Origin of the sequence: Pyxidicoccus xibeiensis, from assembly GCF_024198175.1 — a bacterium.
Lineage (GTDB): Bacteria > Myxococcota > Myxococcia > Myxococcales > Myxococcaceae > Myxococcus > Myxococcus xibeiensis.
The window spans coordinates 87,221-108,022 of sequence record NZ_JAJVKV010000018.1; the positions used below are offsets into that span (position 1 = coordinate 87,221).

Below are 20,802 nucleotides of genomic sequence, written 5' to 3' on the forward strand. Positions count from 1 at the left end.
GAGCCCCACGATGGCGCAGAAGAACCCCGACCCCCGTACCGCAGGCCCGAAGCCTCCGTTCCCCGAGCAGTCGCAGCCGTCTCCCGGCCATGAAGGCCGGATGGAGCCGGAGCCCGACTACGGCGAGCAGTCCTACAAGGGCTTCGGGCGGCTGAAGGACCGGGTGGCGCTCGTCACCGGCGGGGACAGCGGCATCGGCCGCGCGGTGTGCCTGGCCTTCGCGCGTGAGGGCGCGGATGTGGCCGTCTCCTTCCTCAGCGAGGCCGACGACGCCAACCACGTGAAGCGCTTCGTGGAGGACGCGGGGCGCCAGGCGCTGCTTTTGCCCGGGGACCTCTCGGTGGAGGCCCACTGCCGCAAGCTGGTCGAGGACACGGTGAAGCGCTTCGGGCGCATCGACATCCTCGTCAACAATGCGGCCTACCAGGGCAAGGTGGTGGAGAAGTTCGAGGAGCTGGACGCCGAGCGCATCGAGCGCACCTTCCGCACCAACATCCTCGCGATGTTCCACCTGGTGCGCTACGCGCTGCCGCACATGAAGGCGGGCGCCACCATCATCAACACCGCCTCCATCCAGGCCTACCAGCCCTCGGCCGGCATCCTCGACTACGCCACCACCAAGGGCGCCATCGTCACCTTCACCAAGGGCCTGGCTCAGCAGCTCATCGAGCGCGGCATCCGCGTCAACGCCGTGGCGCCCGGCCCCGTGTGGACGCCGCTCATCCCCCAGTCCTTCAAGGCAGACAAGGTCGCCACGTTCGGCAAGGACAACCCCGTCGGCCGCCCCGCACAGCCCGCCGAGCTGGCGCCGTCCTACGTGTTCCTCGCCTGCGACGAGTCGCGCTTCGTCAACGCGGAGATTCTGGGCGTCACCGGCGGCGGGGTGCTCGCCTGAGCTGACGCGGCGCGTGATTCTAGCATGCTCGCTGGCACCGTCCCTGAAGGGTTCCGGTGCCAGCGACGCCAGGTGCCTGGCGGATGTCCGCCCTCGGACGGGTGGTGCGTCCGGGAACAGGCAACCTGGGGGGGCGGGTTGCTTTCCCGGGGGCAGAGCGTTTCTGATCTGTCACGGAGCTCCCCTCTCACCCTAGGAGGCAGCCACGCATGCAGTTCAACATCACCTTCCGGCAGTTTGGGGCGTCCGATTCCCTCAAAGAATACGCACGCGAGAAGGTCGAACGGGTGAACCGGTTGCTGGACCGAGCCGGCGAAGCCCACGTGGTCCTGTCACTGGAACGCCACCTCCATCATGCGGACATCACCATCCACTCCGGGGCCTGGGTGCTCCGGGGGAGGGAGAAGAGCGATGACATGTACGCGTCCATCGACCTGGCGATGGACAAGATCGAGCGGCAGCTGCGCCGCTACCGCGACAAGCTGAAGACGCACCACGGCAAGGAGCGCGTCCACCACCGGCAGGACCTGGTGAACCAGCACAAGGTCCGCCACGCGGTGTTCGAGATGCCGCCGGACGTGGACGGGCTGGCCGCCGCGAGCGAGGCCCCGGCCGTCAGCGCGGTGCCCGAGCCGAAGCCCGCCTCCGTGACGCCGGTGCAGCCCGCGGCGGTGCCCAATGCCGCGCGCGTGGTCCGCGCCACCCACCTCGCCGTCAAGCCGCTCTCGGTGGACGACGCGGTGATGCAGATGAACCTGATGAACAACGACTTCTACGTCTTCCACAACGTGGAGTCGGATGCGCTGTGCATCGTCTACCGGCGCAAGGATGGCCAGTACGGCCTCATCGAGCCGCACGCCCCCGCGCCAGTCACGGCGGCCACCGGAACCTGAGCGGCCCGTGCAGCCGGGCCGCTTTGGCGGAACCTGAGCGTCCCGGTAGGCCGGGCCGCGCGACGGTGGAAAAAAAGCGGCGCGCCCCGCCACCCCCCTCAAGGCGGCGGAGCGCGCCCGCCCCAGCCCGGTGTGTGGCTGGAGCGCGGTGCTTCTGCGGATGGCCGCCGGTGCCCGGGGTGTCTTCCCCCTGGGCCGGAGTCCCCTCCCGCCAATCCCCTGGCGGGACCATCCATCCGGGGGAACGCGCGCCGCCGGAGCGCATATCGCCCGCGGGCTCGCGAAGCGCTCAGAAGCTCGCGTGGCGGCAGTCGCTGAAGCGCGTGAGGCGCTCGGCGCCGCCCTTGTTCGGGATGGCCATGTGCGGCGCCGACTCCGGCGGCCGGGTGTTGACGAGCATCAGCGTCATCAGCGCCGCCCGCTCGCCCACGGGGCGCTCCGCGAGCGCCTGGGGGAAGGACACCTCGATGCCCCGCTCCAGCTTGTTGGCGCACTCGCGCATGCCCTTGAGCGCGTCCCCGTCGCGCTTCAAGGCGTAGGCACACGCGCCCACCCGGCCCTGCAGCCACGTCCCGTCCTCGGTGAGGTCCACCGGCACACCGGCGAAGCTGCCCCAGACGCGGGTGTCGTCTCCCTCGGCGAGCTGCAGGCGCGTGGCCACCTCGCCCACCGAGCCGGTCAGCTCCTGGTAGTTCCACTGGAGCGAGACGTGCCGGGTGAGATAGCGGCCGCGCATGCCGTCCCCGGCGATGACGAGCGAAGAGGTGGGGCCGGTGATGGCCGTGCCCTCCAGGCGAAGGGGCTCCTCGGAGGCGTCGCCGAGGCGCACGCCGCCCGAGGAGGCGTGGGCACCCGAGGTGGCCGCGCAGCCCGTGCCCATGACGGAGACGACGGCGACAGTCGACAGGAAGAAGCGCTTCATGGGAAGTCCTCCAGGTCCGCGATTGACTGGCGGACTCGAGGGGAAAAACGCCAGCCCGTGAAGCGCATATCGCCCCCGGGTATGGGGGGACGACGCGACGTGTGGCGGCTCCGTCCCTCCTCCGCCATGATGCGCAGTGAGCGCGAGCGGTCGCGGCAGGACAGGCGACCCTTGCGCTAAACGAGGGTGAGGAGTAATTGCCGCTCCTACGGAGCGCCAGCGCGGGAGCGTCAGTGAGAATCGCCGAGTTCCTCAGCCCCCAAGCCGTCATCGCCGACATGCAGTCGCGGACGAAGCCGGAGGTGTTGCGCGAGCTGAGCGCCACGCTGGTCCGGGCCCACCCGCTGCTGCCGGCGGACCGGCTGGTGGAGGTGCTGCGCGAGCGCGAGAAGCTGGGGAGCACCGGCATCGGCGAGGGCGTGGCCATTCCCCACGGCAAGCTGCCGGGCATGGCGCAGCTCCAGGCCGCCTTCGGCGTGTCGAAGACGGGCGTGGACTTCGAGGCCATCGACGGCCGGCCCACCCACCTGTTCTTCGCGCTGGTGGCGCCGGAGAACAGCGCGGGCGTGCACCTCAAGGCCCTGGCCCGCATCTCCCGGCTCTTCAAGAACCCGCGCTTCCGGGCCGCCATCCTCGAGGCGCCCACGGCCGCGGACATCCACGCCCTCATCGTGCAGGAAGACGCACGGCCCTGAGCGGCTATCGGCTCCGGGGGGAGCACCATGGACGTCGTCCTGAGGCCGATCAACGATCGGTTCTTCCACGAGCAGGTGTTGCCCTTCCTCGGCCAGTCCATGATGGATGCGTCGCGGGCGCTGGAGTCCCTGCTGGAGACGCTGGGGGACGGGCAGGCGCGCATGCTCTGCGAGCGGATGCTGGCCACGGCGGTGCCGGGCGGGCTGGGCTCGGTGGACGCGGAGCCCTGGTCGGACCTGGTGGACCGGCTCGTCTTCCAGCTCTGGCGCGAGGGCCCCGCGGGCTGGGAGTCCAGCCAGGACCAGGCGGGCTACGCCGACGGCTGGGACGAGGCGCTGCACCTGGCGCTGATGCTGGAGGAGCCGGGCTATCCGTACTGGGACGCGCGCGGCTCGCGCGAGGTCCGCGACGGCTTCCGCTTCCGGCCCATGGCGGACATGGGGATGGCCTCCCTGCTGGCGGGGCAGTGGGACCCCTTTCCGGAGTTCCCCCCCGACCGCGTCTTCACCACCCAGGGCCGGGGCGAGTACTTCCCCCACGAGCGCTTCGCCTTCGCGGACTGGGCCTGGCGTCCGGCGCGCGCGGTGGCGCACTGGCAGGTGAACCTGCCGCGCAAGCTGGAGCGGCTGCTGGTGCGCGAGCAGGCACGGCTGAAGCTGCCCTCGCTGCCGGAGAAGGACGAGGTGCTCGGCTACTGGATGGGGAAGGTGGCCCAGCCGCCGCCGCTCACGGTGGCCTTCTCCGGCCTGGGGCCCCGCGCGGCGAACTGGATTCGCGAGCTGGGCGCGCTCACCGCCCACGTGCGCGGCGCCGCCCTGGCGAAGCAGGGGCTGGCGGCGCTGGTGACGAAGGGCTCCGGCGTCCGAATCTAGGCGGGCCGGGGCGCGGCGGGGCCCGGGCTGTCGAGGAGGATGGTGACGGGCCCGTCGTTGACGAGCGCCACCTTCATGTCCGCGGCGAAGATGCCGGTGCCCACCGTGAGGCCCCGCTGGCGCAGCAGCTCGCACGCGCGCTCGTAGAGGGCCTTCGCGCCCACCGGCTCCATGGCGTCGATGAAGCTGGGCCGCCGGCCCTTCTGCGCGTTGCCGTAGAGGGTGAACTGGCTGACGACGATGAGCTGCTTCGAGGTGTCCTCCAGGGACAGGTTCATCTTCCCCGCGGCGTCCTCGAAGATGCGCAGGGTGGCGAGCTTCTCCACCATCCACGCCACGTCCGCCTCGGTGTCCCCCCGGCCCACGCCCAGCAGCACGAGCAGGCCCGGGCCGATTTCGCTCACCCGCTGGCCCTCCACCGTCACCGACGCCTCCAGCACCCGCTGCACCACCGCTCGCATCGACGTGTCCTCCTCCAGGGGCGGGCGCTCCGGCTTCGGGGCGCCCGGGCCTTCCGTTACCGCTCCCCGTGGCACCGGTCCAGGGCCGCGGGTGGCTCCAGCAACACGGTAGCCCTATGCCCCCTGGCCCCCCACGAGTAGGACAGAGGCCTCCTTTGGCGCGGAACCTTCACAGGGGATGTCAGGGACAGCGGCGATGCTACGCCCGTGGAGTCCTGGAGGCTGAGCGGGGTCGCAGTGAAAAGAAGTCCACACGCCAGGCATCCGCTTGCCGCCTGGTGGAAGGGTAAGCGCCCAACCGTGGACTCCGGCTGCCTCTCTCCCTTGCCGGCCTTTCGCCGCCCTCCCCATAATGGCCCGCGACTTCCCCGGAGCGAGTGTGCAGGTCCATCGAGCCAGCCCCTTCTTGGCCGCAGCGTCCATTCTTTTCCTGACACTCCCGAGCGCCGCGCTGTCGGCGCCTCCATCGGCCGAGAAGCGCGCGGACCGTGAGGCGCTGAAGGCGGCACTGATGGAGGTGCTCCAGCGCTCGCCGTTGAAGGCGAGCCGCGTGGGCGTGCACATGCAGAGCCTGGATGACGGCACTGTCGTGTTCAGTCACAACGCAGACGAGCTGCTCAACCCGGCCTCCAACGTGAAGCTGGTGACGTCGGCCGCCGCGCTGGCGACGCTCGGGCCCGAGTTCCGCTACGACACCGAGTTCCTGGTGGACCCGGAGCTGGGCTCGGACGGCAAGGTGAAGACGCTGTACGTGCGCGGCAAGGGCGATCCATCCCTGACGACGGAGCGCCTGTGGGGCGTCGTCTCCGAGCTGTGGCACGTCGGTGTCCGCGAGGTGGGCGAAATCGTCGTGGACGACTCCTGGTTCGACGCCGAGCGCACGCCGCCCGGCTATGACCAGGAGGACTCGGACCGGGCCTACATGGCGCCCACCGGCGCGCTCAGCCTCAACTGGAACGCGGTGGCCATCTACCTGCGCGCGGGCAGTGGCCCGGGCGCCAAGGGCACGGTGGAGATGGAGCCGCCCAGCGACTACTTCATCGTGGAGAACCAGCTCACCACCGGCTCGCGCCGCGCGCGCCGCGTGTCGGTGACGTCGGACCCGGCGGGCTCGCAGCAGAAGATTGTCGTGCGCGGCCAGGTGCCCGAGGAGCGCGGCGGCGCCGTCAGCGTGTGGAAGAAGATCGACAACCCGCCCATGTACTTCGGTCAGACGCTCAAGCAGCTGCTGGCCACCCGCGGCGTGAAGATGAAGGGCCGCGTGAAGGTGGGCCTGACGCCGTCCAAGGCCAAGATGCTGTACGTGGCGCAGTCCGAGACGTTCGACGTGCTCCTCAAGCGCCTCAACAAGCTCTCCAGCAACTTCGTCGCCGAGCAGCTGCTCAAGACGATGGGCGCCGAACTCAAGGGCGCGCCGGGCTCCTTCACCAAGGGCGTGGAGGTGGTGGAGCAGTTCCTGGAGCGTGACGTGGGCATCCCCCGCGGCACCTACGTGATGAAGAATGGCAGCGGCCTCAACGACGCCAACCGCTTCTCCGCGTCGCAGCTCAACCGGCTCTTGCGCCACATGGTGGAGCGCGTCCCCTTCGCCCCCGAGTACCTGTCGTCCGTGCCCATCGCCGGCAAGGACGGCACGCTCAAGTACCGCTTCGAGGGCAGCGACGCGGTGGGCAAGCTGCGCGCGAAGACGGGCACCCTGGAGAGCGTGTCCGCGCTCAGCGGCTACGTGACGAGCGCGGGCGGCGAGCGCTTCACCTTCTCCATCATGGCCAACGACTTCGCGGGCCGCGCCGGCCCCATCGTCGCAGGCCTGGACGCGCTGGGCGCGGCGGTGGCCGCCACCGGCTCCAGCCTGGGGCCCTCCAACGCGGTGGCCGCGCTGGCCGACAGCAGCCGCCCCGCCAGCGCCATCAACGACGTGGCCGCGCGCATCAAGACGTACCTGGACCTGGGCAAGCAGCGGGACCAACGCAACATCGGCTTCCTGCGCACCGCGTGGCGCAGCGAGAGGGACCCGGCCGTCCGCGCGGTGCTGGCGGAGAGCCTCTACCAGTCCAACCCGCATGACTACCTGGGCGCGCGCACGCTGCTGGACAGCTACGCGGCCACCGGCGAGGTGTACGGCCGGCTGAGGGAAGTGGCGCGGGTGCTCTCCGTGGAGGTGCCGGGCGTCAGCAGCATGGTGGAGCTGGCCGCGGGTGGTAACTCCGAGGCGCTGGCCCGGGTGCTGGAGCTGGCCGGCGTCGCCGGGACGGATGCGCAGTCGCAGAAGGAGCTGTCCGAGGCCCTGGGCGAGGTGGCGCGCACCGCGCCCGAGGAGCTGGTGGTGGCGCTGCGTGCCGCGAGCGCCGGGGACCGCGATGCCTCCACCACGCTGCTGGCCCGGGCGCTGGTGCAGGCGGGCCAGGCGGACCACCCCTTCTGGAAGTCGCTGCGCCGCACGCTGGGCGCCACGGACCCGCAGCTCGCCGCCTTCGCCAAGGGGCTGGACTCCACGCTGTCGCAGAAGGTGGCCGAGGCCAAGGCGCCGAAGCCGGGCGACGCGGGCACCCCCGTGCAGGTGGTGGCCCCCGCCGGCAACGCGCCCGTGCCGCCGCGCGCCGGCACACCGCCGGAGGCCCGCACCGCCGAGACGCGTCCCGGCGGGTAGGGCGCTGCTCCCACCTTCCGGTCTCCACCCCGGGCAGGACGCCTCCCTGCCCGGAGAGCAGCCGTGCGTCCGGGCCGCCGGGAACATTTCTCGCGTTTGGTCCGATGTCGGTGTGGACTGCTATAGGTGGAACCAACCTGCCAGGAGTGTCCCGGGCAGGGTGCTGCTGGCCCGTGGTGGGCCAGCTATAGGAGCGGTCATGGCTGGAGGCGTGAACAAGGTCATTCTCATCGGCAACCTGGGGGCGGACCCCGAGGTTCGCTTCACCCCGGGCGGTCAGGCGGTGGCGAACTTCCGGATTGCCACCAGCGAGAGCTGGACCGACAAGAATGGCCAGAAGCAGGAGCGCACCGAGTGGCACCGCATCGTCGTCTGGGGAAAGCTCGCGGAGCTCTGCGGCGAGTACCTGAAGAAGGGACGGCAGTGCTACGTCGAAGGCCGCCTGCAGACGCGCGAGTGGACGGACAAGGAGAACCGGAAGAACTACACCACCGAGGTCGTGGCCAACGCCGTGACGTTCCTCGGTGGTCGTGACGCCGGTGAGGGCATGAGCGCGGGCGGCGGCGGTGGTGGTCGCCGGCAGTCGTCCCCGCAGCGTGGCAACGGCGCGGACACCGACTACGGCCAGCCGCCCCCCATGGATGACAGCAACATGGGTGGTGGACACGCCGGTGGTGACGACGACATCCCGTTCTGAAGCCCGTCCCAGCAGTTCGAAGCAGCTGGAAATGAAGCGGCCGCTCCCGGAAGGACTCGGGAGCGGCCGGTTTCTTTTTCAGCGCACTGTGCTTCCAGCGGCACGCGGGGCGTGCCGCCACGGCCCCCGCGTCACGGAGGCGAGGCGCCCGTGGGGCTGAAGGCGGCGCCCGCGGTGTAGAGGGCGTAGATGACGCCCCAGCTCATCGCCGTGAGGACGAGGAAGATGATGATGACGACCGGCTCGAAGCGGCGCATGGAGCGCTCGCTGGCGAGCAGGCCCCAGTACATGGCGAAGCCCTGGAGGCCGTTGGCCAGGTGGTACGAGGTGCCCAGCGTGCCCAGCAGGTAGACGATGAGCGTGGGCATGTGGTGGTGCATCTCCCGGGCGATGTCGGAGAAGGGCTCCGGGTGCCCCTCCACCAGCCGCGGGTGGAGGAAGGCCAGCCAGATGTGGGCGCCGAGGAAGAACAGGACGCCCACCGCGCTCAGGCGCTGGATGATGTACTTGAAGTTGCCGTAGTTGTTGTACCGGACGTTGTTGGGCCGGAAGTTGAACAGGCGAATCAGGCCCCAGCCGGTGTGCAGCAGCAGCGGCAGCAGGACGATGATGAAGGTGAAGGCCTGGGCGAACGGGTTGGAGTAGCTCGTCACCGAGGCTTCCCACGCCGCCGCGCCGTTGAAGGCGGAGAGGTTGTCCCACAGGTGGTTGACGACCCAGAGGGACAGGGGCACCACCGCGAGGAACGAGCCCAGGCGGGACTTGAGGAGCGGAGTCTTCGTCGGAACGGCGGCTGCGGCGGCTTGGCTGCTCATCGGGTCTCCAGCGACGGCGCGCGGGCGGGTACCGCGTCCACGTCAAGGTCGGGTGACAGTCGGACGGCGGTTTATAGCCGTTCCGGCCAGGAGGCTGGATTTCTTCCGCACCCCCGGATGGCAGGAGTCCCACACGGAGGCATAAGGCAGTCCTTATGCGTCACCCCGCCCCCCACTGCTGCCTCCCCGGCGGGCGGCGGGGCGCCCGCCTTCTGCCGTTGGCGGGCAAAGCGGGCTCGTGCACGCTAATCGCACCCCTATGCCCGATGAGATTGTCAGTGGATTGCTGAAGCAGACGGACCTGCGCGTGGTGCTGGCCACCACCACGGAGCTGTCCCGTCAGGCACGCGCCACCCACGGTGCGGCCCCCGCCGCCGCCGCCCTCCTGTCCCAGGCCCTCACCGCCGCCGCCCTCATGGGCGCCCTCCAGAAGCACGATGCGCGCATCAACCTCCAGGTGGAGTGCGACGGCCCCCTGCGCGGCCTCTTCGTGGACGGGGACGCCTCCGGCCTCGTCCGGGGGTACGTGAAGAACCTGCACGTCGAGTACGTGGGCGGGGAGGGCCGGTACCACTGGCGTCCCGTGCTGGGGAACAAGGGCTTCTTGTCCGTGCTGCGCGACATGGGCGGCGGCGAGTACTACCGCTCCGCCGTGGAGCTGCAGCACTTCGACCTGGCCGCGGACCTGGAGCGCTACTTCCACCAGTCCGACCAGCTCCCCTCACACGTCATGCTGGCGCAGCTGCCCGCCCCGGGCGACGGTGCCGCCGAGGAGACCGCGGGCTCGCCTCCGGGCGAGTACCTGGGCCTCGTCGCCGGCCTGCTCGTCCAGCCGCTGCCGGACGGGGACATGGAGGCCTTCAAGGCGCTCGGCGCCCGGCTGCGCGAGCAGCTTCCCATCGTGCTCCAGTCGCACGCGGCGGCCGGAGCGACGGCGGTGCTGCGCGCGCTGCTGCCCGAGGCCGACTTCGAGGTGATGTCGCGCTACCCCCTGCGCTTCGGTTGTTCGTGCAGCAAGGACCGTGTGCTGCGCGCGCTGCTGGCCATGGGACGCGAGGAGCTCACGGACCTGCTGGAGAAGGAAGGCCAGGCAGAGGCCACGTGCCAGTTCTGTACGACGCGCTACGTCATTCCAGGAGAGGAAATTAGGACGATGCTGGAGCGCGGCGCGATTTGACTTGGGAGGGGCTCACGGGTACTTGCCGCGCGCCATGAGCTACTTCACCCAACTGCTCGAGGGCGGCTACGAGGCCGTCCACCTTCTCAGTGATTCGCGGACGGGGCTGCGCGCCATCGTCGGCATGCACAACACCCGGCTGGGCCCCGGCCTGGGCGGCACGCGCGCGCTGGCGACGTACACCAGCGAGGAGGAGGCCGTGGCGGACGCGCTGCGGCTGGCGCGCGGCATGACGTACAAGGCCGCGCTGGCGGGCCTGCCCCACGGTGGCGGCAAGGCCGTCATCATGCTGCCCCGGGGCAACTTCGACCGGGCGAAGCTCTTCGAGTCCTTCGGCCGCGCGGTGGAGTCGCTCGGCGGCCGCTACATCACCACCGAGGACAGCGGCACCAGCCCGGACGACATGGAGCATGTGCGCAAGCACACGAAGTACGTCCTCGGCCTGAAGGAGCGCAGCGGGGACCCGTCGCCAGTGACGGCGTACGGCGTGGCGCGCGCCATGGAGGCCACGGCCAGGCACCTCTTCGGCAAGCCGGACCTCAAGGGCCTGCGCGTCACGGTGCTGGGCGTGGGCCATGTGGGCATGTACCTGGTGAAGGAGCTGCACGAGCGCGGCGCGAAGGTGTGGGTGAGCGACATCAACCCCGCCAGCGTGGAGAAGGCCGTGAAGGACTACGGCGCCATCGCCGTGGACGCGGACACGCTGCACCGCATGGAGGCGGACATCTACGCCCCGTGCGCGCTGGGCGGCGCCATCAACGACGCCACGCTGCCGCTGCTCCGGGTGAAGGCGGTGTGTGGCGCGGCCAACAACCAGCTGCTCACCTCGCGGCACGGCGAGCAGCTCGCCCGCAACGGCATCCTCTACGTGCCGGACTACGCGGCCAATGCCGGCGGCCTCATCAACGTGGCCCAGGAGTGGGCGGGGTATGACCGGAACAAGGCCTATGCCCGCGCCGCGCTCATCTTCGAGACCATCGACACGGTGCTGAAGCGCGCGAAGGAGTCCGGCCTTCGTCCCGAGCAGGTGGCCGACCGCATGGTCGAGGAGAAGCTGGCCGCCTGAGGATGGCGGGCACCGCCACCCGGGTCCTACGCGACGCGGAGGACGGCCTGGGTGGCGGCCAGTTGTGGCCAGGGAGCGGCCCTCGGGGTATGACGGGGCCGCACGCATCCCATCCGGAGTCACCGCCGTGGCCACCAAGCGGGTAGCGCCCGGGCCCAAGGCCCAGGGCAAGCGCAACAAGCCCACCGCGAAGTCCTCTCCGAAGAAGTCCGCCGCGTCCGCGTCCAAGGCGGACCGGCGGCAGGCGCAGAAGCTCGTGTCCATCCCCGTGGACCTGGTGCTGGCGCCGCAGGCGGAGGCCCCGCGCCAGCCCACCGGGAGGGACCAGTCCCGCGGGCGGTCCGCCGGCATGCGAGAGCTGTCGTGGGCGGACTTCGACCGCGCAGTGCAGGAGCTGGCGGGCGCCATCCGTGAGTCCTTCGCGCCGCAGGCGGTGGTGGGCGTGGCCCACGGCGGCGTCTTCGTGGGCGGGGCGCTGTCGTCGGCGCTCGGCTGCGAGTTCTTCCCCGTGCGCATCAGCCGCCGCAGCCGGGACAGGGGCGAGGGTGAGCGCTCGCGGAGCAACCCGAAGCTGGCGGGAGAGATGCCGCGCGAGCTGAAGGGCCGCCGGGTGCTCATCGTGGACGACGTGGCCTCCAGCGGCGACACGCTGGGGCTGGCCACCGCGCTGGCGCGCGAGGCGGGCGCGAAGAAGGTGGAGACGGCGTGCCTGGTGGCGCGGCCGGACGGCTACGCGCCGGACTACTGCGCGCTGGCCACCGCCGCGCTCGTGGTGTTCCCCTGGGACTACGAGCCTGTCACCGGCGACGCCCGCTTCGACGAGGACCCCGACAAGGCCGGCGCATGAGCCGCGACGCTGGGGGGCGGCGATGATTGTCGGCACGGCGGGGCACATCGACCACGGGAAGACGTCCCTGGTGAAGGCGCTCACCGGCATCGACACCGACCGGCTCAAGGAGGAGAAGCGGCGCGGAATCACGCTGGAACTGGGCTTCGCGCACCTGGCGCTGGACGACGGCACGGTGGCCGGCGTGGTGGACGTGCCCGGCCACGAGCGCTTCGTGAAGGCCATGGCCGCGGGCGCGGGCGGCGTGGACCTGGCGGTGCTCGTCATCGCCGCGGACGAGGGCGTCATGCCCCAGACGCGCGAGCACCTGGACATCTGCCGGCTGCTGGGCGTGAGGGCCGGCGTCATCGCCCTCACCAAGTCGGACCTGCTGGCGGAGCTGGGCCCGGAGTGGCGCGCGCTGGTGGAGGCGGACCTGGGCGCGCTCACCGCCGGAACCTTCCTCGAGGGCGCGCCCGTGGTGCCCTGCTCGTCGAAGACGGGCGAGGGCCTGGACGCGCTGAAGGCCGCGCTCACCCGCGCCGCCGCCGCGCTGCCCAAGCGCCCCGCGGAGGGGCCCGCCTTCCTGCCGGTGGACCGCGTCTTCACCATCAAGGGCTTCGGCACGGTGGTGACGGGCACGCTGCTGTCGGGCGCGCTGGCGGTGGATGACGCGGTGGCGCTGCTGCCGGGGCTGCCCGGTCCGCTGCGCGTGCGCGGGGTGCAGGTGCACGGGCAGGCGGTGCCCCGGGTGGAGGCGGGCCAGCGCGCGGCGGTGAATGTCACCGGCGTGGAGCCGGAGCAGCTGCACCGGGGCATGGTGCTGGTGCGCTCGGGCGAGCTGCCGGAAACGCGCATGCTGGACGTGGAGCTGGCGCTGCTGCCCGCGGCGGAGGCCCCGCTGGCCCGCCGCAAGAAGCTGCTGCTCCACCTGGGCACCGCGCAGGTGGAGGCCACGGTGGCGCTGCTCGACGTGGAGCGGCTGGAGCCGGGGGAGACGGCGCTGGCCCAACTGCGGCTGGATGGGCCCGTGGGCGCGCTGGTGGGCCAGCGCTTCATCCTGCGCGGCTCGCGCGCGCTGCCGGGCCGGGGCGCCACGGTGGCCGGTGGGCGCATCCTGTCGATTACGCCCCCGCGGCGTCGCAAGGGCGGCTCGGCGGTGGTGGCGCCGCTGCTGGAGGCAGACCCGGCGGGGCAGGTGGCGTGGCTGCTGCGGCAGGCGGGCTACCGGGGCCTGACGCAGCCGGAGCTCTTCGGCCGCTCCGGGCTGGGCCCGAAGGTGCTCGGCCGCGCGCTGGAGCTGCTGGGCGCGCGGGGCGGGGCGCTGCTGGTGGACCGGGAGCGGCGCCTGTACCTGTCCGGCGAGGTCTTCGAGGGACTCCAGCAGAGGGCGCTGGCCCTGCTGGCCGCCTTCCACGAGCGCGAGCCCCTGCGTGAGGGGCTGCCCCGCGAGGAGCTGCGCCAGCGCCTGTCCTCGGAGCTGGATGCCCGCGTCTTCCAGCGGGTGTCCCAGGCGCTGGTGGACGCGGGGAAGGTGGAGCTGGACCGCGAGGTGGTGCGCCTCAAGGGGCGTGGCCGCACGCTGACGCTGGGAGACGAGGCGGCGCGGACGCGGCTCGCGGCGGAGCTGTCCGCGGCGGGGCTGTCGCCACCCACCCTCAACGAGCTGGCGCAGAAGCTTCAGCTCTCCACGGCCCGGCTCCAGGAGTTGTTGAAGGTCATGGTGGCGGAGGGGACGGCGGTGCGGGTGAGCGAGGAGCTGTGCTTCGACGCGGGGGCGCTGGCGGGGCTCCGCGAGCGCCTGGTTGCCCACCTGCGCGAGAAGAAGGAGATTACCACCCAGGCCTTCAAGGAAATGGTCGGGCAGAGCCGCAAGTTCGTCATCCCGCTGTCCGAATACTTCGACCGGGAGAAGGTCACGCTCAGGGTGGGCGAGAAGCGGGTACTGCGTCGGGGATGAGCACCAAGCGCTACAGCGAGGCCGACCTGCGCGCCCTCATCGAGCCCTTCGGCAACCCCATGCTGGCGGTCGTCGAGGGGCGCGTGTGCTCCGTCAACGAGGCGTGGCTCGCGCTCGTCGGTGCTCCGCGTGAGCAGGTCGAGGGGCGCCCGGTGATGGACTTCGTCCAGCCGGAGGAGCGCAGCCGCCTGTCGGAGCGCTACCGCCTGCTGGAGTCCGGCGCGCCCATGGAGCCGCGCACCCAGGTGTACCAGCTGCCCTGCGCGGACGGCGCCACCCGCGAGGTGGCCCTGTACGCGACGCGCCTCCCGCTCGAGGGCGGTGCCGGGGCGCTGCTGCTCAACTGTCTGCCCCTCGTGGATGGGCCGCCGGAGCTGGCCCTGGCCGAGCGCCTGGTGGAGACGTCCGCGGGGCTGGTGGCCGCGCACTCCGAGGACGCGGTGCGCCGGGTGGCGCTGAAGGGGCTGGAGGCCGCGGGCTTCCGGGTCCGCCTGCTGCGCTGGGACGGCGAGCGGCTGCTGGCGCGTGACGGCCAGCCGCTGCCGGAGGACGTGGGGCTGGGGATGGAGGCCCTGTCGGACGGACGGCCCGTGTTCGGCGGCGCGGACCAGGCCTCGCCCTCGCACGTGTACCTTCCGGTGGGAGGGCCGCAGGTCGAGGTGCTGTGGGTGGCGGGGCAGTGGGTGGCCCCGCGCCATGGCTCGGTGCTGACGCTCTTCGCCAAGGTGGTGGGCGCGGCGCTGACGGACGCGCGCGTGCAGGCGGATGGGGCCCGCAGCCGCTGGGAAGTGGAGGCCGTGGCGCAGATGGCGCGCTTCGTCGCGCAGCCGGTGCCTCCCACGCTGGAGGACTTCCTGTCGCGTGTCGCGGAGCTGCTGCAGGCGGCCTCCGCGGCGCTGCACCTGTCGCCCTCGCAGGGCAGGGCGCTGGCGCTGGTCACCCACGTGGGCCTGGCGGACCTGGTGCGGGACGGCGGGCACGCGGAGCGCCTCACGGGCGTGCTGGCGGATACGGGGGAGGGCGGCCTGTCCACCGAGGTCCAGGGCGCGGCGCTGGCCGCGCTGTCCGGCGGGCGGCTGGGATGCGGGGTGCTGGCGCGGCTCACGCGCGGGGGCGAGGTGTGCGGCAGCGTCCAGGTCCTGCGCGCCGGGGACCGGCCCTTCGACGCGCGCGACGTGCGGCTGCTGGGCACGCTCGCGGAGCTGCTGGTGACGCTGGTGGAGCAGCGCCGGCTGCGCGCCGAGTCCTCGCGCCAGCTGGCGGAGACGCGCCTGCTGCTGGACCTGGCGCGCACCACGTCGGGCGTGCTGGAGACCTCCAGCATCCTCGACGTGGCCTCCGACTTCCTCGTCCACCTGCTGGACGTGTCCAACTGCTACATCATGCTGTACGACGAGTCGGCCAAGCTCTTGCGCGGCGCCGCCGCCTCCACGGCCCACCGCGACTTCTTCCGCACGGTGGTGCTGCCGCTGCACGGCGACAGCCTGGCCACACGCGTGGCCCGCGAGCGCCGGCCCATCGCGATTGAAGACGTGTCCGTCTCCGTCGAGGGCTACGACGCGCAGCTCGTGCAGCGCTTCGGGGAGAAGGCGCTGCTGGCCCTGCCGCTCACCTCGCGCGAGGAGCTCATCGGCGTGGTGGTGGTGGACGACACCCGCCGGCCGCGCGCCTTCGGGCCGGAGCTCATCGAGCTGGCCGAGGCCACCTGCGGCCAGCTGGCGCTCTCCATCGCCAACGCGCGCCTGTACGAGTCCTTGTGGGCCAGCTACGCGGAGCTCGCCGCCACCCGCGCGGAGATGGTGAAGCGCGAGCGCTTGGCGGCCCTGGGCGAGCTGTCCGCGATTGTGGCCCATGAAGTCCGCAACCCGCTGGGCGTCATCTTCAACGCGGTGGCCTCGCTGCGCCGGCTGCTGGACCCGGGCGGCGACGCCGCCATGCTGCTGGACATCCTGGGCGAGGAGAGCGACCGGCTCAACCGCATCGTCGGCGACCTGCTGGACTACACGCGCCCCAGGGACCCGGTGCTCCAGCACGAGGACCTGGGCCGCGTGCTGCAGGACTCGCTGGAGGCCGCGCGCGCGCAGGGCGGCGGCGTGGACCGCCCCGTCCACATCCAGTCCGAGGTGGAGCCGGGGCTGCCGCCGGTGCCCATGGACCGGCGGCTCATCCGCCAGGCGCTCGTCAACGTCGCGGTGAACGCCATCCAGTCCATGCCCCAGGGCGGACTGGTCCAGGTGCGTGCGCGCCGCGAGGCCCACGCGGGCAGGGACCACCTGCGCATCGACGTCGCCGACCAGGGACCGGGCATCCCCGCGGAGCTGCTCCACCGCGTCTTCGAACCGTTCTTCACCACCAAGGCCCAGGGCACCGGCCTGGGCCTGGCTGTCGTGAAGCGGATCCTCGAAGAGCATCGGGGCGAAATCGCCGTGGACAGCACGCCTGGACGCGGTACCACCTTCACCTTCCGGCTGCCCCTCTCTCAGCCCCCGTCCTTCCCATGACCGACGCCCACACCTCTCCTATTCGTGGACGCATCCTCGTGGTGGACGACCAGCGCAACATGCGCGCCACCACCGCGCTGCTGCTGCGCGCCGAGCACCACACCGTCTTCGAGGCCGCCACCGGCGAGGAGGCCCTGGCCCAGCTGGCCGGCGGCAGCATCGACCTGCTGCTGACGGACTTGAAGATGGAGCCCATGGACGGGCTGACGCTGCTGCGGCGCGCGCTGGAGGTGGCGCCCCGCCTGCAGGTCATCATGATGACGGCGTTCGGCTCCATCGAGAGCGCGGTGGACGCCATGCGCCTGGGCGCCTACGACTACCTCACCAAGCCCTTCAAGGAGAGCGAGCTGCGGCTGCGCGTGGAGCGCGCGCTGGAGCGCTCCCACCTGCAGCGCGACGTCGACAACCTCGCCACCGACTTCAACCAGCGCCACGGCCTGTCCGCGCTGGTGGGCGGCAGCGCCGTCATGAGGGACCTGTCCACGCGGCTGCGGCGCGTGGCCCAGAGCGACGCCACGGTGCTCATCCACGGCGAGAGTGGCACCGGCAAGGAGCTGGTGGCGCGCGCGCTCCATGCGCACAGCCGCCGCAAGGTGCGCTCGTTCGTTCCCGTCAACTGCGCCGCCATCAGCGAGGCCCTGCTGGAGAGCGAGCTGTTCGGCCACGCGAAGGGCGCCTTCACCGGCGCGGTGAAGGCCCGCCGGGGCCTCTTCGAGGAGGCCGACGGCGGCACGCTCTTCATCGACGAGGTGACGGAGACGAGCCCCGCCTTCCAGTCCAAGCTGCTGCGCGCGCTGCAGGAGGGCGAGGTCCGCCGCGTGGGCGAGTCCACCGCGCTGCGGGTGGACGTGCGCACCGTGGCCGCCACCAACCGCGACATCGAGCTGGAGGTGCGCGAGAAGCGCTTCCGGCAGGACCTCTACTACCGCCTCAACGTGGTGGCCCTGCGCGTGCCGCCGCTGCGCGAGCGCCTGGAGGACGTGCCCGAGCTGGCCAAGCACTTCCTGGAGCGCTCCAACGCCCGCAGCCCCAAGCCCAAGCGCCTGTCGGCCTCCGCCGTGGCCCACCTGATGGGCTACAACTTCCCCGGCAACGTGCGTGAGCTGGAGAACCTGGTGGAGCAGGCCGCCGCCCTGGCCGAGAATGACGAGCTGCTCCCCGAGGACTTCCCCCTGCGCCAGGGGCGCCTCACCCCCTCGCACGGCACCCCCAGCGTGGCCTTCCTCGACGGGCAGGGGGGCGGCGGCCGCCTCCCCAGCACCGGGCCCACCCTGGCCGAGGTGGTGGAAGAGGCCGAGCGCCACGCCATCACCCAGGCCCTGGAGCGCCACGGCGTGGACCTGGCCCGCGTCGCGGACGAGCTGGGCGTCTCCTCCACCACCCTGTGGCGGAAGATGAAGCGCCTCAACCTCCGCCCGCCCCCCGAGCCGGCACGCGAGTAGCGAGCCGCTCTCGCACGCGGCTGCAGGCGGAACTTTTCCATGGATTCAGATCCGAAATGGGCGGGTTCATCGGTGAAAAGCGCAAGTGCCTGGATTTGCTCGCCATTTTCACATCTGCAACCGGATTTCAGTGCTGCAATGCAATCGGCGGCGCCTGGCAGGGCAGGGCTCTTCGCCAAGTGCTTGAGAAAACTGGACTTTGCCCGCGCGCGGGCCCTGGCACGGGGGCTGCTATAGGGATGGGCGGGACACATCGAAGCGAGGCTGAAGGCGGTTCCCCCCCACCCCTTCAGCACTTCCGGTGAGTCACCTTGAGAAGACCCGCGGCCCGGCACCCTCATGGGGTGTCGGGCCGCCTTCTTTTCTACGTCCGGACAGGCTTTCCGCTACCGTCATTCTCCACTCCAGCCTCCAGGAGGGGTGGTAGATGAAAGTGGAAGTGGGACAAAGGGTACCACTGTGGGTGCTGAGGCCCGGGCGAGCAGAGGACCACGCAACCTTCGTGCGCCTGTTCGCGGAGCTGGGGGTGGAAGACCCGCCGCCTCCCGAGGCCGTGTGGGCGGCGGAGCTCGCGCCGATGACTGTCTTCGCGGAAGGGCCGGAGGGGCAGGTGGTGGCCTACGCGGCGGCGGACCCGATGGGCGAGCTGGGCTACGTGGGACAGCTGGTGGTGGACCCCCGCGCCCGGGGCCAGGGGCTGGGCCGGTGGATGATGGAGCGGCTGGCGGAGCGCCTCCGGGGGCAGGGCTGCCAGCGCTGGGCGCTGATGGTGAAGCGGGACAACGCGACGGCGCTGGGCCTCTACACCTCGGTGGGGATGCGCCGCGTGCGGGAGGGGGTGACGCTCAAGGTGACGCGCGCCCACCTGGCCACGCTGCCGCCCGCGCCGGCGGGGCTGGACGTGGTGCCGGCGGCCCCGGCGGACTGGGCGCCGCTGACGGCGGCCTTCGGGATGATGCCGGGCAAGCTGGCGCGCTTCGCCACGCGCGCCTCGCACCAGCTGCTGCGGCTGGCGCAGGCGGGGACTCCGGGCGAGCTGGGGATGATGGACCTGCGCGCGGGCGCGCGGCTGCTGTTCCCCTTCTTCGCCGTGTCCCCGGGCCATGCGCGGGCGCTGCTGGAGTCCGCCTTCGCCCGGATGGGGGACGGGGTGGACGCCCTCACCGTGGTGCTGGCAGACGACGCGCGGCTGGAGGGCCTGCTGCGCGAGGCGGGCGCGCACGTGTGCCACGAGACGTACGAGCTGCGCGGGCCGCTGCCGGGACTGCCGGGCGCGGGAGCCTGAAACGACGACGCCCGCCCGGGCACGAGGCCGGGGCGGGCGTGGCTTTCGTCGAGCCTGGAGCCTGGAGCCGGGGCTACCGGCCGAAGAGGGTGCTGGCCTGCATCAGCCAGCCCATGACGGGGCCGGGGATGATGCCCAGCACCACCACGGCGGCGGTGGACAGCACCAGCGCCGTCTCGGTGGCCCAGCTGCGCTCGAGCGTCAGCGCGCCCTCGGGCACCGGGCGCATGAACATGTAGACCACCACGCGCAGGTAGTAATAGACGCCCGCGGCGCTGGAGAGCACGCCGACGATGGTGAGGCCGATGAGGCCCACGTCCACCGCGCTCTGGAAGATGAGCAGCTTGCTCATGAAGCCGATGGTGGGAGGAATCCCGCCCAGCGACAGCATGAAGGCCGCCATGGCGAAGGCCCAGCCCGGCCGGCGCTGCGCCAGCCCGCTGAAGCGCTCCAAGTCCCACGCGGTGCCCTTGTCCTCGTCCTCGCGGCGCTCCAGCACGGACACCAGGGTGAAGGCGCCCACCGCGCTGAAGGTATAGGCCAGCAGGTAGTAGAGGATGCCGCGCAGCGCCTCCGAGCGGGCCAGGTCCAGCGGGGTGCCGCCCGTCAGCGCGGAGGCACCCAGCAGGCGGAACTGCTCGCCCGGCGCGTTGACGAAGAGGGCGGCCACGCCCATCAGCAGATAGCCGGCGTGGGCAATGGACGAGTACGCCAGCATGCGCTTCACGTTGCGCTGCGGAATGGCGAGCAGGTTGCCCACCACCATGGTCAGGAAGGCCAGGGTGGAGAACAGCACCAGCAGCATCTGCGGGTCGATGCCCTTGCCCACGGTGATGAAGACACGGACCATGCACGCGAAGGCCGCCGCCTTCACGCCCGCGCTCATCAGCGCGGTGACGGGCGTGGGCGCGCCCTCGTACACGTCCGGCGTCCACATGTGGAACGGCACCGCGGCCACCTTGAACGCGAAGCCCGCGCCCAGGAGGATGACGCCCGCGTACACCAGCGCCGGCTGGCTGTTCATGGCCTGGCCCAGCGGGCCCACCATGGCCGTCAGCTGCGTGGTGCCGGTGGCGCCGTACAGCAGCGCCGCGCCGTACAGCAGCACCGCGGACGAGAAGGCGCCGAGGATGAAGTACTTGAAGCCCGCCTCGCTCGGCCGCGTGCCGCGGCGCAGGTAGGACGTCAGCGCGTACGTCGCGATGGAGAGCACCTCCACGTTGACGAAGATGGTGATGAGCTCGTTGGACATCGCCAAGAGGCTCATGCCCGCCGTGGCGAACAGCATCAGCGCGTAGAACTCACCGCGCTCCGCGCCGCGCCGGCGCAGGAAGCTCACGGAGCTCAGCGCCGCCAGCCCCAGGCCCACGCACAGCACGAAAGTGAGGAAGCTGGAGAACGGGTCCAGCACGCCGTAGCCGAGCATCACCTCCTGCGGGGGCTCGAACATCAGCGCCAGCGAGCCGATGCCCGCGGCCACCGCCGTCGCCACCGTGAGCACCGCCTGGTAGGAGCGCGACGAGGTGGCGGCGAGGAACACCTCCGACAGCAGCAGCACGGAGGCGCTCACCACCATGAGGATGGCGGGCAGCAGCGGGAGGAAGTCTGCCAGGGTGAGGTTGGGCAGGTTCATGTTGGGAGCTC

General features: G+C 71.6%; 17 protein-coding genes. 13 read left to right on the forward strand and 4 right to left on the reverse strand.

Annotated elements, in window-relative coordinates; all coding sequences use genetic code 11:
* Positions 1–10: 10 nt before the first annotated feature.
* Together LXT23_RS43535 and hpf are read left to right on the forward strand one after the other, a co-directional pair.
* Complete coding sequence (locus tag LXT23_RS43535; protein WP_253986412.1) at positions 11–895, forward strand: SDR family oxidoreductase; 885 nt, start codon at positions 11–13, stop codon at positions 893–895.
* A 209-nt stretch (positions 896–1,104) separates the two neighbouring features.
* Positions 1,105–1,788: a ribosome hibernation-promoting factor, HPF/YfiA family gene (gene hpf / locus LXT23_RS43540; protein ID WP_253986413.1), complete on the forward strand. Its 684-nt coding sequence runs from the start codon at positions 1,105–1,107 to the stop codon at positions 1,786–1,788.
* A 289-nt stretch (positions 1,789–2,077) separates the two neighbouring features.
* On the opposite strand, the gene LXT23_RS43545 is transcribed toward hpf, so the two are convergent.
* Positions 2,078–2,710, reverse strand: coding sequence for a hypothetical protein (locus LXT23_RS43545; protein ID WP_253986414.1), 633 nt, complete (start codon positions 2,708–2,710; stop codon positions 2,078–2,080).
* A gap of 233 nt (positions 2,711–2,943) precedes the next feature.
* Here LXT23_RS43545 and LXT23_RS43550 point away from each other — a divergent pair, with 233 nt between their 5' ends.
* Both LXT23_RS43550 and LXT23_RS43555 read left to right on the forward strand, forming a co-directional pair.
* Entirely contained in the window at positions 2,944–3,405 is a 462-nt protein-coding gene (locus tag LXT23_RS43550; protein WP_253986415.1) for a PTS sugar transporter subunit IIA, read from the forward strand.
* A gap of 27 nt (positions 3,406–3,432) precedes the next feature.
* Positions 3,433–4,278, forward strand: coding sequence for a hypothetical protein (locus LXT23_RS43555; protein WP_253986416.1), 846 nt, complete (start codon positions 3,433–3,435; stop codon positions 4,276–4,278).
* Here the strand turns inward: LXT23_RS43555 and dtd are convergent.
* Complete coding sequence (dtd, locus tag LXT23_RS43560; RefSeq protein WP_253986417.1) at positions 4,275–4,739, reverse strand: D-aminoacyl-tRNA deacylase; 465 nt, start codon at positions 4,737–4,739, stop codon at positions 4,275–4,277. The two genes, LXT23_RS43555 and dtd, sit on opposite strands and share 4 nt — an antisense overlap.
* Before the next feature lie 379 nt (positions 4,740–5,118).
* Here dtd and dacB point away from each other — a divergent pair, with 379 nt between their 5' ends.
* Together dacB and LXT23_RS43570 are read left to right on the forward strand one after the other, a co-directional pair.
* Positions 5,119–7,389, forward strand: a complete 2,271-nt coding sequence (gene dacB / locus LXT23_RS43565) for a D-alanyl-D-alanine carboxypeptidase/D-alanyl-D-alanine endopeptidase (protein ID WP_253986418.1) — start codon at positions 5,119–5,121, stop codon at positions 7,387–7,389.
* A 199-nt stretch (positions 7,390–7,588) separates the two neighbouring features.
* Positions 7,589–8,086, forward strand: a complete 498-nt coding sequence (locus tag LXT23_RS43570; protein ID WP_253986419.1) for a single-stranded DNA-binding protein — start codon at positions 7,589–7,591, stop codon at positions 8,084–8,086.
* A gap of 131 nt (positions 8,087–8,217) precedes the next feature.
* Here LXT23_RS43570 and LXT23_RS43575 read toward each other — a convergent pair whose 3' ends face one another.
* Positions 8,218–8,901 (reverse strand): succinate dehydrogenase, encoded by a 684-nt coding sequence (locus LXT23_RS43575; RefSeq protein WP_253986420.1) that lies wholly within the window; start codon positions 8,899–8,901, stop codon positions 8,218–8,220.
* Positions 8,902–9,160: 259 nt separating this feature from the next.
* Between LXT23_RS43575 and hslO the strand changes: the two genes are divergently transcribed.
* The 7 genes from hslO (at position 9,161) to LXT23_RS43615 (ending at position 19,158) form a co-directional block, all read left to right on the forward strand.
* On the forward strand, positions 9,161–10,078 hold the full coding sequence (hslO, locus tag LXT23_RS43580) for an Hsp33 family molecular chaperone HslO (protein WP_253986421.1): 918 nt from the start codon (positions 9,161–9,163) through the stop codon (positions 10,076–10,078).
* A 34-nt stretch (positions 10,079–10,112) separates the two neighbouring features.
* Entirely contained in the window at positions 10,113–11,144 is a 1,032-nt protein-coding gene (locus tag LXT23_RS43585) for a Leu/Phe/Val dehydrogenase (RefSeq protein ID WP_253986422.1), read from the forward strand.
* Between the two features lie 127 nt (positions 11,145–11,271).
* The gene (locus LXT23_RS43590) at positions 11,272–11,991 is read left to right on the forward strand and encodes a phosphoribosyltransferase (RefSeq protein ID WP_253986423.1); all 720 of its coding nucleotides are present in this window, start codon (positions 11,272–11,274) and stop codon (positions 11,989–11,991) included.
* A gap of 22 nt (positions 11,992–12,013) precedes the next feature.
* Positions 12,014–13,930, forward strand: coding sequence for a selenocysteine-specific translation elongation factor (gene selB, locus LXT23_RS43595; protein WP_253986424.1), 1,917 nt, complete (start codon positions 12,014–12,016; stop codon positions 13,928–13,930).
* Positions 13,927–16,431, forward strand: coding sequence for an ATP-binding protein (locus LXT23_RS43605; protein WP_267146744.1), 2,505 nt, complete (start codon positions 13,927–13,929; stop codon positions 16,429–16,431). The genes selB and LXT23_RS43605 overlap by 4 nt, the downstream gene beginning before the upstream one ends.
* Positions 16,428–17,873 carry a sigma-54-dependent transcriptional regulator gene (locus LXT23_RS43610; protein WP_253986425.1) on the forward strand — a complete coding sequence of 482 codons (1,446 nt, stop codon included), beginning with the start codon at positions 16,428–16,430 and terminating at the stop codon, positions 17,871–17,873. Before LXT23_RS43605 ends, LXT23_RS43610 begins: the two co-directional genes overlap by 4 nt.
* Before the next feature lie 502 nt (positions 17,874–18,375).
* Positions 18,376–19,158 (forward strand): GNAT family N-acetyltransferase, encoded by a 783-nt coding sequence (locus LXT23_RS43615; RefSeq protein ID WP_253986426.1) that lies wholly within the window; start codon positions 18,376–18,378, stop codon positions 19,156–19,158.
* A 73-nt stretch (positions 19,159–19,231) separates the two neighbouring features.
* Here the strand turns inward: LXT23_RS43615 and LXT23_RS43620 are convergent, their stop codons facing one another.
* Positions 19,232–20,791, reverse strand: coding sequence for an NADH-quinone oxidoreductase subunit N (locus tag LXT23_RS43620; protein WP_253986427.1), 1,560 nt, complete (start codon positions 20,789–20,791; stop codon positions 19,232–19,234).
* Positions 20,792–20,802 lie beyond the last annotated feature (11 nt).